The organism is Rothia sp. LK2492, assembly GCF_040946345.1.
Taxonomy (GTDB): Bacteria; Actinomycetota; Actinomycetes; order Actinomycetales; family Micrococcaceae; genus Rothia; species Rothia endophytica.
In genome coordinates this window covers 142,831-155,479 of the sequence record NZ_JAYWLX010000003.1, presented here as the reverse complement: position 1 = coordinate 155,479, position 12,649 = coordinate 142,831, and the positions used below count along the sequence as shown (strand labels likewise).

Annotated in this window: 15 protein-coding genes; 2 read left to right on the top strand and 13 right to left on the bottom strand. The window is 54.3% G+C overall.

The window, feature by feature from the left end:
* Positions 1-91 precede the first annotated feature (91 nt).
* Entirely contained in the window at positions 92-1,030 is a 939-nt protein-coding gene (locus VVR27_RS04630) for a tetratricopeptide repeat protein (protein WP_368547268.1), read from the bottom strand.
* Between the two features lie 145 nt (positions 1,031-1,175).
* Between VVR27_RS04630 and VVR27_RS04625 the strand changes: the two genes are divergently transcribed.
* Positions 1,176-2,489 carry an AI-2E family transporter gene (locus VVR27_RS04625; RefSeq protein WP_368547267.1) on the top strand — a complete coding sequence of 438 codons (1,314 nt, stop codon included), beginning with the start codon at positions 1,176-1,178 and terminating at the stop codon, positions 2,487-2,489.
* Between the two features lie 20 nt (positions 2,490-2,509).
* Here the strand turns inward: VVR27_RS04625 and VVR27_RS04620 are convergent, their stop codons facing one another.
* Positions 2,510-2,845, bottom strand: a complete 336-nt coding sequence (locus VVR27_RS04620) for an ATP/GTP-binding protein (RefSeq protein ID WP_368547266.1) — start codon at positions 2,843-2,845, stop codon at positions 2,510-2,512.
* 69 nt (positions 2,846-2,914) lie between these two features.
* Between VVR27_RS04620 and nucS the strand changes: the two genes are divergently transcribed.
* The gene (nucS, locus tag VVR27_RS04615; RefSeq protein ID WP_346872356.1) at positions 2,915-3,631 is read left to right on the top strand and encodes an endonuclease NucS; all 717 of its coding nucleotides are present in this window, start codon (positions 2,915-2,917) and stop codon (positions 3,629-3,631) included.
* 109 nt (positions 3,632-3,740) lie between these two features.
* Here the strand turns inward: nucS and VVR27_RS04610 are convergent, their stop codons facing one another.
* The 11 genes from VVR27_RS04610 to VVR27_RS04560 all read right to left on the bottom strand — a co-directional run bounded on the left by VVR27_RS04610 (position 3,741) and on the right by VVR27_RS04560 (position 12,649).
* Positions 3,741-3,998 carry a F0F1 ATP synthase subunit epsilon gene (locus tag VVR27_RS04610; protein ID WP_368547265.1) on the bottom strand — a complete coding sequence of 86 codons (258 nt, stop codon included), beginning with the start codon at positions 3,996-3,998 and terminating at the stop codon, positions 3,741-3,743.
* A gap of 2 nt (positions 3,999-4,000) precedes the next feature.
* Positions 4,001-5,464 (bottom strand): F0F1 ATP synthase subunit beta, encoded by a 1,464-nt coding sequence (atpD, locus tag VVR27_RS04605; RefSeq protein WP_368547264.1) that lies wholly within the window; start codon positions 5,462-5,464, stop codon positions 4,001-4,003.
* Between the two features lie 46 nt (positions 5,465-5,510).
* Positions 5,511-6,431 (bottom strand): F0F1 ATP synthase subunit gamma, encoded by a 921-nt coding sequence (locus VVR27_RS04600; RefSeq protein WP_368547263.1) that lies wholly within the window; start codon positions 6,429-6,431, stop codon positions 5,511-5,513.
* Between the two features lie 78 nt (positions 6,432-6,509).
* Positions 6,510-8,135, bottom strand: a complete 1,626-nt coding sequence (atpA, locus tag VVR27_RS04595) for a F0F1 ATP synthase subunit alpha (protein WP_368547262.1) — start codon at positions 8,133-8,135, stop codon at positions 6,510-6,512.
* A gap of 164 nt (positions 8,136-8,299) precedes the next feature.
* The gene (locus tag VVR27_RS04590) at positions 8,300-9,112 is read right to left on the bottom strand and encodes a F0F1 ATP synthase subunit delta (protein ID WP_368547261.1); all 813 of its coding nucleotides are present in this window, start codon (positions 9,110-9,112) and stop codon (positions 8,300-8,302) included.
* The gene (locus VVR27_RS04585; RefSeq protein WP_251379006.1) at positions 9,112-9,657 is read right to left on the bottom strand and encodes a F0F1 ATP synthase subunit B; all 546 of its coding nucleotides are present in this window, start codon (positions 9,655-9,657) and stop codon (positions 9,112-9,114) included. The genes VVR27_RS04590 and VVR27_RS04585 overlap by 1 nt, the downstream gene beginning before the upstream one ends.
* A gap of 54 nt (positions 9,658-9,711) precedes the next feature.
* Positions 9,712-9,915, bottom strand: a complete 204-nt coding sequence (gene atpE, locus VVR27_RS04580) for an ATP synthase F0 subunit C (RefSeq protein WP_346872349.1) — start codon at positions 9,913-9,915, stop codon at positions 9,712-9,714.
* 118 nt (positions 9,916-10,033) lie between these two features.
* Positions 10,034-10,837 carry a F0F1 ATP synthase subunit A gene (gene atpB / locus VVR27_RS04575; protein ID WP_368547259.1) on the bottom strand — a complete coding sequence of 268 codons (804 nt, stop codon included), beginning with the start codon at positions 10,835-10,837 and terminating at the stop codon, positions 10,034-10,036.
* A 96-nt stretch (positions 10,838-10,933) separates the two neighbouring features.
* Positions 10,934-11,194, bottom strand: coding sequence for a hypothetical protein (locus tag VVR27_RS04570; protein ID WP_368547258.1), 261 nt, complete (start codon positions 11,192-11,194; stop codon positions 10,934-10,936).
* A 17-nt stretch (positions 11,195-11,211) separates the two neighbouring features.
* Positions 11,212-11,640: a hypothetical protein gene (locus tag VVR27_RS04565; RefSeq protein WP_368547257.1), complete on the bottom strand. Its 429-nt coding sequence runs from the start codon at positions 11,638-11,640 to the stop codon at positions 11,212-11,214.
* Complete coding sequence (locus VVR27_RS04560; protein ID WP_368547256.1) at positions 11,621-12,649, bottom strand: glycosyltransferase family 4 protein; 1,029 nt, start codon at positions 12,647-12,649, stop codon at positions 11,621-11,623. Before VVR27_RS04560 ends, VVR27_RS04565 begins: the two co-directional genes overlap by 20 nt.

Genomic DNA, 12,649 nt, shown 5'->3' with positions numbered 1-12,649 from the left:
CTCCATAGTAGTGAAGTAGCGCACTGATGACCTCCCCCGTCAGGGGGATTATCGTTTTTTCGGCTCATCGATATTCTATAGCCGTATGAATCTAGAACAAGGCGGTCATTAGAGCTGACCGGGCTTTAGTAACGCGGGGGTCGCTGGAACCTACCACCGTAAACAACTCCAGCAAACGTTCGCGCACCGAAGTTTTAGCCTCAGTATCAACAGCTTTAAAAAGGCGCAACAAGCGCGCAAAAGCGTCCTCAACATGCCCACCGGCTATATCGAGATCAGCCACATTGAGATGCGCCTGCACATCAGTGGGATCAGCAGCAGCCTTCTCACGCTCATCCGCGAGACTCAGCCCAGCTACGCGTTCCAGGAGATGCACCTGAGCTAGACCAATCTTGGCATCAGAGTCTGCGGGGTTCTCGTTAAGTGCACGGGTGTAGGCTGAGGTAGCAGCGGCATAATCCCCTCGGTCAAGGGCATCAATTGCCTCCGCATGCAGAGGCGGCAGGGGCATTTCCTCTTCAGATACCACCGGCTCAAACCCCCCACGGAGACCCTGTTGGGCAGCCAATTGAAGCACCTGCCCCAGGACGTCCGTCAGCGCCTCAGCATCAATAGGGCCATTGAAAAGCGGGGCTGGGCGACCACCAATGATTGCTACCGCCGCTGGCACACCCTGAATTTGAAAAGCCTGCCCAATTTCGGGTGCTTTGGTGATATCTACAGCTGCCAGCAGAAGATTGCCACCCGCAGAATTAACGAGTGCCTCTGCCTGTTCTAGCATCGAGACCGATGCTGGTGAGTGCGGTGCCCACAGGGCAAAAATAACGGCACCCTGATTGGAAAGCTGTACCAACTGCTGGAAGCTCTCAGCGTCCGTTACATCCACGCGCCAGCTGGGTTCTCCCGCTGCTGGTGCTTCAGAAGGAGCTAGCGAGCCGTTCTGATCTTGTAGAGAAACACCTAATTCCGGGGCATTACGCACAGAGGCGGGAAGGTGTTCTGCAGAAAATTCGTTGTTAGCGGTGCTCATGGTGGTCTCCTGATTAAAGCTAGATTCTGTACTCCATGGTGCCAAACAAATCAGGGTATGCCCACCCCAGCGAGTTTTTTCTAGCCTAAGGCTGAATCAGGTATACAGTGGTAGAAACCAGCTTCACCAGTTACGAAAATAGCCCATGCCAAAAATTCCGCGTCCCCGCCCTTTGCGCTTTTTAAATCGCAGAGCTTCTTCCCAGACATCACCGAAGAGTAATTTTTCAATATCTGGTTCGGGTGCTGAAGCACAGCAAGAATGGTTCACGCTCCCAACGATTCCAGGGGCTCTCCCCCGTCACCGCTTTGTGCTACCCGATGAGCCCGCAACGGTAGAAACTGAAGATCTCGGCACCGGTGAGCAACCCCGTTGGTCAAAATCAGCTCGTGTTCCAGGTGGCAAAGCTCGGCACATCACCAACCCCATCTACTTTGGGTTTATGGTGACAGTGGGAGTGGGCTTTGCCTTGCTATGCTACTACCTGATGATCAACGTTGGGGCTCTAGCGGGCTGGCTAACAGGAGCCGTCTTTATTGGCTTGGGCCTTGACCCCATGGTGAGAAAGCTAGAAAAGCTCGGGATCCCCCGGGGCTTCGGTGTAGCCACCGTCTTCCTTGCCTTTACAGCCTTCCTTTCAGCTATCATCTTCTGGGTCATACCGGTAATCGCCCGCCAGGCTATTACCTTCATCAACGGCTTCCCACAACAGTTCGAAAGCTTCCTCAACTCAGAATTCTTTGAAGGGCTCGATAGCCGCTATAACATTCGCACAGCAGTCGATGCTGAGGTCGATAAGTTCTTTGCCGATATCACAGCTGATTCTTCAGTAATGAGTAGCTTTTTTAATTCGCTCATTAACGCAGGTTCCACTCTGGCAGAATTTCTCACCGGCACTATCATTGTTCTCTTTTTATCGGGCTACGTCCTGGCGTCGCTGCCCACGATCAAGGCCTGGGGAGTTCGTTTAGCTCCTGCATCCAAAAGAGAAAGAGTGACATACCTCACAGATAAAATTACCAGCTCGGTTGGCCAGTACGTCTCAGGTCAGGCGGTGGTAGCGGCCTGTAATGCATCCTTCGCCCTAGTAGTGATGCTTCTAGTGGGAGTGCCCTTCCCCCAGTTACTCATGCTCTTTGTGCTTATCCTTGCCTTCATTCCCCTGGTGGGTGGGGTGAGTGCCGCCGCCCTTGTATCCCTAGTAGCTCTTCTAGAAAGCTGGCAGACTGCCCTCTTCTTTTTGATCCCCTACCTGGTCTATTTACAGATCGAGGCATACTTTATTTCTCCGCGAATTATGAGCAAAGCCGTAGCTGTGCCGGGTGGGGTGGCCGTCATCGCTGTGGCAGCCGGTGCCGCCCTCTGGGGTGTACTCGGCGCCATTATCGCTATCCCCGTTGCCGCGTCCTTACTCATCTTGCTCCGCGAAGTGCTCATCCCCCGCCAAGACACCCTCTAGATCTACAGAAGGAAGAGTTCCTACCAGAGTCTGCGCGTCTCCCAGCAGTGTTTATGCCAGTGGCGCCGCTCTTCGATGGCTCTTTGTTTACCAAACATGTGATCTTGCTGCCAGACCACCAGGTGAGCGGTACCGGGGGTAATGGAACGTTCGCATTCGGGGCACTTGTAGGTCTTGACAGCGTTGAACGAAGGAATGTGCTGAACGAACCACTCTCCATCCCCTGCCCTCTCGATATAGGGTGCAGGGTCTAAAATGCGTGAGATGTCCCGCCCCTGGGGGCGAGCTTTCTGCCATTTGTTGGGAACAGGACCAGAATTATTTTTGCGGGATGCGTGGTGGGCTTTACGAGGCATGCTCACCATTTTCTCACGGATTGTGGGCCAGTAGGCTGAAGGCCTAAACCTGGGTGCTAGAGTGGTACGGTGCGTTTAGTATTTGCTGATTGTTCTGTTGACTATATGGGTAGACTCTCTGCTCATCTGCCCCGCGCCACCCGCCTGTTGGTGGTCAAGAATGACGGGTCAGTGCTTATTCACTCGGATGGCGGTTCCTACAAACCCCTGAACTGGATGAGCCCACCAGCTCGCCTGCACATTGCCGACCGAGCTGAAATAGACAGCACCTCCTTAGCCGATGAGCTGGACAGCGATGTCTGTGAGCTCTGGACGGTGCAGGCGGCTAAAACCGATGACCGCTTGGTCATTAGAGTTTTCGAGAAGATCAACGAAATGAGCCATGATCTTGGCATTGACCCCGGGCTCATTAAAGACGGCGTTGAAGCTGACCTCCAGCGCCTGCTATCTGATCAGATTGAGCTTTTAGGCGCGGGCTACCGCATGGTTCGCCGCGAGTACCCCACCGCTATTGGTCCCGTGGATATCCTCGCTAAAGACGCCTCGGGAGTTTCGGTTGCTGTTGAGCTCAAGCGTGTGGGCGATATTGACGGTGTTGAGCAGCTAACTCGCTACCTTGAACTTCTTAATCGTGACCCTCTGCTGGCTCCGGTACAGGGCGTCTTTGCTGCGCAGCGTATTAAGCCTCAGGCGCGCACGCTGGCTGAGGACAGGGGCATTCGCTGCGTATCCCTTGACTATGACGCCATGCGCGGGGTGGATGATGTGGAGTCCCGCCTCTTTTAGGGACTGGGTTATATTTAGCTCACCCTTCATAAAGCTTTTTGCTTTGATGGCATTAAAAACAAAAGCCGGGCTTCCCCACATGCGTGGGGAGGCCCGGCTTTTGTGCAACCTAAATGGTCGCGCGCTTAGCTGCGATGGTGACTCGATCATTTGAAACGGTCAAGAAACCTTCGTGCAGGCGGGTCACCTTCTTCTCGCCGGTAACCGACTCGATAAGAAGTTCGCCGTCTTCAGCTAGGAGAGCCATGGTGGGGATGTGACCGGGCATGATACCGATGTCACCGTTGACGGTACGAGCACGCAGGTACTTCGCTTCGCCAGCCCACACGACCGATTCGCGTGAAACGACTTCTACTTTGAGTGCCATGATTACTTGGCTCCAGACTGTGCCTTGAGTTCCTCGTAACGGCGCATCACGTCGTCCATACCACCGATATTGTAGAAGGCCTGCTCGGGGATGTGGTCTACATCGCCGCGGCAGATCATCTGGAATGATTCGATGGTTTCCTTCACCGAAACGGTTGAACCCTCAACACCGGTGAACTGCTTAGCAGTGTAGGTGTTCTGTGAGAGGAACTGCTCGATACGGCGGGCACGGGAAACAACGACCTTCTGCTCTTCGGAAAGTTCGTCCACACCAAGAATCGCGATGATGTCCTGGAGTTCCTTGTTTTCCTGAAGAATTGCCTTGACCTGAATCGCGGTGTCGTAGTGATCCTGGCCAATGTACTGGGGGTCCAGAATACGTGAGGTCGAGCTCAGCGGATCGATTGCGGGGTAGAGACCGCGTGAAGCAATTTCACGTGAGAGCTCAGTGGTCGCATCGAGGTGCGCGAAGGTGGTCGCGGGTGCGGGGTCAGTGTAGTCATCCGCGGGAACGTAGATAGCCTGCATCGAGGTAATGGAGTGACCACGAGTTGAGGTAATGCGTTCCTGCAGCAGACCCATTTCATCTGCCAGGTTGGGCTGGTAGCCCACCGCAGAAGGCATACGACCTAGAAGGGTTGAAACTTCTGAACCTGCCTGGGTGAAACGGAAGATATTATCAACGAAGAGCAGAACGTCCTGGTTCTGAACATCGCGGAAGTACTCCGCCATGGTCAGACCGGTCAGTGCTACGCGCAGACGAGTTCCAGGGGGTTCGTCCATCTGGCCGAATACGAGGGCGGTGTCTTTGAGGACGCCTGCCTCTTCCATTTCAACCCAGAGGTCGTTACCTTCGCGGGTACGCTCGCCAACACCGGTGAACACTGAGGTACCACCGAAGTTTCGGGCAACACGGGTAATCATTTCCTGGATCAGAACGGTCTTGCCAACACCGGCGCCACCGAACAGACCAATCTTACCGCCCTTAATGTAGGGGGTCAGAAGGTCGATGGACTTAATTCCGGTCTCCAGCATTTCGGTTGAACCTTCAAGGTCAGCGAAGTTGGGAGCGGAACGGTGGATAGGCCAGTAGGTGTCAGCCTTGATTTCGTCATTGGATACGTCCAGGGCCTCGCCCAGAACGTTGAAGATGTGGCCCTTGACGCCGTCGCCCACGGGGACGGAGATAGGAGCACCGGTATCCACTACAGCCTGACCGCGCACGAGGCCGTCAGTCTGCTGGAGTGAAATTGCGCGTACCAGCGAATCACCGAGGTGCTGAGCAGTCTCAAAGGTGATTTTGCGGGTGGTGCCGTTGAGGGTAAGGTCAGCGGTCAGCGCGTTGTAAATGTCAGGTACCTGGCCGGCAGGGAACTCAACGTCGACGACGGGGCCGATAACGCGAGCAATACGACCGGTTGCGCCCTGAGTCGGCTGTGCAGCCGATTCGTTCAGAGTTGCAGTCATTGTTCTCACTTACTTGTGTAGAGCGTGGAAAAGTTGTCTTCGAAGTTTAGGAGGCGAGTGCGTCCGCGCCGCCAACAATTTCGCTCAGTTCCTGAGTAATCTCAGCCTGGCGAGCGTTGTTCATCAGGCGAGTGTACTTCTTGATGAGTTCGTCAGCGTTGTCACCTGCGGACTTCATCGCCCGCTGGCGTGAAGCAAGTTCAGACGCTGCGGCCTCAAGGAGGCAAGCGTAAATTCGAGAAGCGACGTAACGGGGCAGAAGTTCATCGAGTACTTCCTGAGGGTTCGGTTCGAATTCAAAGACTGAATTCTGTTCGAACTGATCGTTCTCAAGGCGTTCACCGGGAACAATTTCTTCCCCCAGAGCGCGAGCGTCAGCGACCACGATGGGTAGCAGGCGCAGAACGCGGGTTTCCTGGGTCACCATTGAAACGAACTCGGTGTAGACAATATGAAGGTCATCTACTTCGCCGCTTTCAAAGGCTGAAAGAATGGCATCGCGGGCAGCTACAGCCATCTCCACGTTGGGGTTATCGGTGTTGCCTTCCCACGCCTGCTCGTACTCACGTTCACGGAAGTCAAAGTAGGACTTTGCCTTTCGCCCCATGAGGTAGAGCTTGACCTCGCGCCCTTCACCGCGGAGCTTCTCAATGAGCCCCTCAGTTTTTTTAAGGACGGAGGATGAGTAGGAGCCAGCAAGACCGCGGTCGCTGGTCAGAACCAGTACCGCTGAACGGCCACTAGTACCTTTGCTGCCAGATGCAAGTAGCGGGTGCTCAATGTGATGCTGGGCAGCAATGGCGGTGACAGCCTTGGTCAGCGCGTTAGCGTAGGGGCTTGCCGCCTCTGAGCTCTTACGCGCTTTGCTGATACGTGAGGTCGCGATCATCTCCATCGCCTTGAAGATTTTCTTCATAGACGATGTTGAAGTAATCTTTTGGCGGTAAACCCTAATCTGGGCTCCCATATAGATTCCTTTCGTTCCGTGCTTCGATGGTGCTCAGCTCATAGAAGAGATGAGCACCAACAAAACTCGGGTAAATCGCTAACCGATGGTTTCCTGTGAGACGTCACCGTCTACGAGTGGCTTGTGCTCCTCGTGACCAGCCTCAACCAGGTGGCTTGAGCCCTCTGAACGGAAACCGGTCTTGAAGTCTGCGATGGCAGTCTTCAGAGCGTTGACGGTTTCGTCTTCAAGCTTGCCGCTAGCTGCAATGTCCTGCAGAACGGAGGTTGAACGGCGCAAGTGATCCAGGAATTCTGTTTCAAAGCGCAGGACGTCAGAAACTTCTACATCGTCCAGGTAGCCATTGGTGCCAGCCCAGATGGAAACAACCTGATCTTCAACCGCGTAAGGAGTGTACTGGGGCTGACGCAGCAGTTCCGTTAGGCGAGCACCGCGGGTCAACTGAGCCTTTGAGGCGTCGTCCAGGTCGGATGCAAACATAGCGAATGCTTCCATTGCGCGGTACTGAGCAAGGTCAAGCTTGAGGGTACCGGAGACCTTCTTCATTGCCTTGGTCTGTGCTGCGCCACCCACACGGGAAACAGAGATACCTACGTCGACTGCGGGACGCTGGTTAGCGTTGAACAGGTCTGACTGCAAGAAGATCTGGCCGTCAGTGATGGAGATGACGTTGGTGGGAATGAAGGCTGAAACGTCGTTAGCCTTGGTTTCGATGATCGGGAAGCCGGTCATGGAACCTGCGCCCAGCTCATCTGAGAGCTTTGCACAGCGCTCGAGCAGACGTGAGTGGAGGTAGAAGACGTCGCCGGGGTAGGCCTCGCGGCCCGGCGGGCGGCGGAGCAGAAGTGAAACCGCACGGTAAGCTTCTGCCTGCTTTGAGAGATCATCAAAGATGATGAGAACGTGCTTGCCGCCGTACATCCAGTGCTGGCCGATGGCGCTACCAGTGTATGGTGCCAAGTACTTGAAGCCTGCTGCATCTGATGCAGGGGAAGCGACGATGGTGGTGTAGTCCAGCGCGCCCTTCTGCTTCAGAGTTTCACGGACGGCCGCGATGGTCGAAGCCTTCTGACCGATTGCTACGTAAACGCAACGAACCTGCTTGTTGGGGTCACCGGTTTCCCAGTTATCCTTCTGGTTCAGAATGGTATCAACTGCAATAGCAGTTTTACCGGTCTGGCGGTCACCAATGATGAGCTGACGCTGTCCACGACCAATGGGAATCATGGCGTCGATAGCCTTGAGACCGGTCTGGAGGGGCTCGTGCACTGACTTACGCGCAGTAACGCCAGGTGCCTGAAGTTCTAGGGCACGGCGGCCTTCAGCTTCAATCTCGCCCAGGCCATCAATGGGGTTGCCCAGGGGGTCAACGACACGACCCAGGTAGGCGTCGCCTACGGGTACGGACAGAACTTCACCGGTGCGGTGAACTTCTTGGCCTTCTTCGATGCCGGTGAAGTCGCCCAGGACGATTGCACCGATGTCGCGGGTATCAAGGTTCTGTGCCAGGCCAAGGGTGCCATCTTCGAAGCGAAGAAGCTCATTAGCCATTACTGAGGGAAGACCCTCGACGCGTGCGATGCCGTCGGATGCTGATGCAACACGACCCACCTCTACGCGCTCTGCATTGCCGGGTTCGTAAGACGCTGCGAATTCGTTCAGCGCGTTACGGACATCGTCGGCATTGATGGTCAAATCGGCCATCTTATGTCCCTGCTCTCCTAATTGGTTGATGGTCTGCACCGAACGGGTGCATCCATCTAAACTTGCAAGACGTAGGTTCCCGCCCGCCACCAGTGGATGAACGGGAACTCGCTACTGCCTTATGTATCTTCTAAATCACCGTCGTAAACGGTTTGTCACACTGCCTATGCGAAGGATCGGCTGAGATTTGCTAGGCGGGTTGAAAGAGTGCCATCAATGACCTCGTCCCCTACCTGAACACGCAGACCGCCCAGAACCGAAGGATCGACAGTGATATCGAGCTTTAGGTCCTTACCGTAGGTTGTGTTGAGTGACCCCTGCAACTTAGCGATCTGCTCAGCTGAGAGTGCCTTAGCGGCAGTTACTCGTGCAATCCAACGGTTTTGACGCTTGACGATGATTTCAACAAACTCATTAGCCAGGCGAACTGCGGTGCTACCGCGAGTCGCTGAGCCAACTCGTTCGAGCAGAAGCTTGCCCTCTTCAGTGGTAACCTGACCACCAAGTTTAACGGCGAGCTTCTTGAGTGCTTCTTTGCTTGCCCTACTGTCAGCTAGCGCTGACTGAGCCTCCGCTGAGCTACTAACGGTATTGACAAAGGTCAACAGTTCGTTGACGACTGCGTCCAGTGCATCTGCACCGCCGCGCTGCTCAGCTGACATCGCAATCGCGGTCACGGCAGTTTTTTCAAGAGCATCTGCCAGGTCTCGCTCGAAGCTCCAGCGTGCCTCTGCAGCTGCAGAAACGACGTTAAGAGCGCCTTCAGAAATCTTGCCGCTCAAAACTGCGCGGGCAATGCCGGCGCGCTGTTCCGCTTCGCGAGAAGGATCGGTTAGACCTCGCCTCAAGCCACCGTTGCCATCGATAAGATCGACGACAGCGAAAAGCTCTGCTGCGAGGTGGTTGGGGTTAGAGGCAGTATTATCTGCCAGAACCTGTTCCACCTTGTTCAGTGATTCAGTTGATACTGCTGACATTAGCGAGTAGCACCTGCCTGCTGCTGTGCATCGAGATCAGCAAGAAAACGGTCGACCACACGTGATGAACGCTGATCGTCAGCGAGTGACTCGCCAACAATCTTGCCAGCTAGTGCAGTCGCAAGGGTTCCAACTTCGGTGCGAAGTGAAGCCTGTGCAGATGCACGTTCAGCGGCAATAGTCTTCTGTGCGTTCTCGGTGATGCGAGCGGCCTCAACCGATGCACGTTCCTTGGCTTCAGCGATGATGCTGTCACCTTCGGCACGGGCCTCTTCACGAATTTTCTGAGCCTCAAGTCGAGCGCTTTCAAGCTGCTGACCGTACTCTTCGCGTGCTGCTGCTGCTTCTGCCTGGGCCTTTTCAGCCTTAGCAAGACCGCCTTCGATTGCTTCCTTACGGTCCTGGTAAATCTTTTCGAATGCCGGGACGACGTACTTGGTAACGATGAAGAGGAGGATCAGGAACCCAATGGCGGTAATGGCGATTTCCCAAATGTTGGGGATGAGAGGATTAGCGCCCTCTTCCGCAGCCATTAGAAAAGACATAGGGGTTTTTCCTGTTCTATAGATTGGTCAAGTAGGTTCGACATCAGTCGAACATTACATAATGAATGCCAGGACCAGACCAAGAATTGCCAGTGCTTCTACCAGAGCGAAGCCCAGGAACAGCATGGGCTGCAGGGCCTTCTGTGACTCGGGCTGACGGGCAACGCTGGTCATATAAGCAGCGAAGATCAGACCTACGCCGATGCCGCCGCCGATAGCTGATAGACCGTAGCCGATTGCGGTAAGTGAACCTTCCATGGTTTTTCCTTTCACAGAGCCCACGTGGGTGTTGTGTGGGCAGAGTATTTATTTGGATAACTACCCGTTTGCACGGGTCGCTGTATTCATCTACTACGGTGAGCAGCAGAGAAAATCTTTAGTGGCCTTCTGAAACCGAGCCCTGCAGATAAACCGCGAGGAGCAGGGTGAAGACGTAGGCCTGGATGCACTGAATCATCAGCTCCAGGAAGAAGAGGAAGATGCCCAGGGCACCAGAACCAACCGATGCCAATGCAGCGAAGCCGCCTGCCTCCATGATGAGGTACTGGGTCAGTGAGGCGGCAACCATAATCGCCAAGTGACCACCGAACATAGTGGCGAAGAGACGAAGAGCATGGGTGGCCGGGCGGATGAGCATGTTGGACATGAACTCAATGGGAATGAGGATGACATAGATGACCGGAGGAACACCGGAGGGCATAGTCATGTCCTTGAAGAAAGTACCCAGACCCTTTCGCTTAATACCAACACCAACCCAGGTCACATAAGCAATGATCGCCAGCGCGTAGGCTGAGCCAACGTATGACATGGTGGGTAGCTGAATCAGCGGAATGGAACCGTAAAGGTTGTTGACCAGGATGAAGAAGAAGGCTGTAAAGAGCAACGGCACGAAGGGCTTATAGGCGTGAGCACCGATAATCTCTTTCCCCAGACTGTTGCGTGCCATACCGTAACCCATTTCGCCAATGAACTGGGTGCGGGAAGGAACCATGGCACGCTTGCGAGCGGCATACATAAAGAAGCCTGCCACAATTACCACCGACAGCATCACCAAGAGCATCTGCTTGCCAAAAGCAAACGAGCCGATCTCGAAGATTGCAGGTAGGTGCATATCATCAATCGTGGGAGCTTGATAGCCCTGCTGTTCTCCAGCTGCAACAACTAGCCCGTTTGAAATCAAGGCAAGTCCTTTCTTGCTACTTGTTGGCCGCTTGCGCAACCTCATAGGTGTTCAAAGAATCAAAAGTATGTGTGGTCTCTTATTGAAAAGAGATATTTATTTCTGGTGCGTCTGTCGCATGTGGAGGAAAATCAAATAGACACCGCCAAAGGCGCCAATGAGAACTCCTACCCACCGAATCCAAGAGGCTCCGAGCAAGTGGTCCAAGCCATAGCCTACCAAACCCCAGACCGCTATGCCGATAATGACATAGAGAAGCGTCATAAAGGCACCAGCAGTACCCCCTCCGGCAACCAATTCGCCGGTTGAGCGAAGCTTCTTATCCTGGCTATACCAGGTGTCCTTATCTTCTTTCAACAGCCGCTCACTTTCCTTCAGTCAGTTGCGTCAAAGTACAGCAGTCGTTGCTTGGTGATGACGTACGCTTCAAGCCCTAGCTGCAGAAGAATCGCGATAAGGGCCGCTACCATCATCCAGCCGTTCCTGAAACCATCGGGTACGGGAGCGAGAATCAACAGCAGCGTAAAGATAACTACTTTCACCACATAAGCGATAACCAGTGAACGCGCGGCCGATGTCATCGACCATCGCTCCCCCACAATCACCGTTAGGATGCTGATAAGGAAACTAAGATAGACGATACCTACGCCGGTCAAAAAGCCACCAGCGCCGTCAACGTCTTCTATTATCGCTCCAATAATCGTACCGATAATGGCCAAGATTACAAAAGATAGTGTCACGTAACACAGGATGCGCCACCAGGGCATCTGGCCAACGGGCGGGTTACCGAATAATCGATGCACCTTTAACCTTTCTCAGAGCTGAGGGAAGTGACAGGTAAATCCCCAACAGACACACCACGAGGAGTGCTGACCATATAGCGTCCTGAGTCTCAAAAGGTAGAGCGTGAACCGTGATAGCTGTAATGACCAGTGTAAATACTGTTACTAAAGACGCGCTACCGATATGACTCAGCCCGCAGTCCGTAAGCTGCTGGTAGACGTGGGTGCGGTGAGGTTTGTACCACTGCTCCCCCCTGAGTACTCGCCGCAAGAGGGTTACACCGGTATCAGTCAGATAGACCAGTAGGGGCGCCAGGATGTACTCAAGGTATATACCCGACAAAAAGGCGCCGATAGCCATTGAAGCGATGGCTCCACCCAGAAAGTAGGATCCTGCATCCCCGAGAAAAACATTCTTGCCGGTGCGCACGTTCCAGGGCAGGAAGGCAAGGTAGGCTGCAGCTAGGGCGGCGCCACCTCCTATGAGCCAGGGTGTCGAGTTTGCCCAGCCTGCGTAGCTGTAGGCCAACCCAACGGCAAAGCCGTGTAGACCTGAAATACCGTTGATGCCATCCATAAAATTGGTGACATTGATGTAAGCAGCTACAGCAATGACCCCCAGCGGTAACCACCATACAGGGGTGCCCAGAACATAGGTGAGACCTAAAGTGACGATCACACCAATCAGCACCTGAGCCCCAGCTCGCACCTTAATAGAGACACCGCGGTAGTCCTCAAGCCAGCCGAGAAGCCCGGCGGACATCATGCCAAAGAGAACGCACAGGGCAACCGAGCGATCGGTATAAATTTGCCCATCAAGCAAGGCAATAACGTACCCCAAAAGGACTGCTAGCGCCGTTGCTAAACCCATCCCCCGGTAGACCGGAGAGGTATGAGATGAGCGCTCTGTTGGGATGTCTACGAGGTTCCAACGGTGCAAGAGTGGTCGTACTGCGAAAGGTAGGAGAAGACCCGCCACGGCAGCTACCCCACCGGCTACCAGAATAAGGAGCAAAAGCTCAGAGTTCAT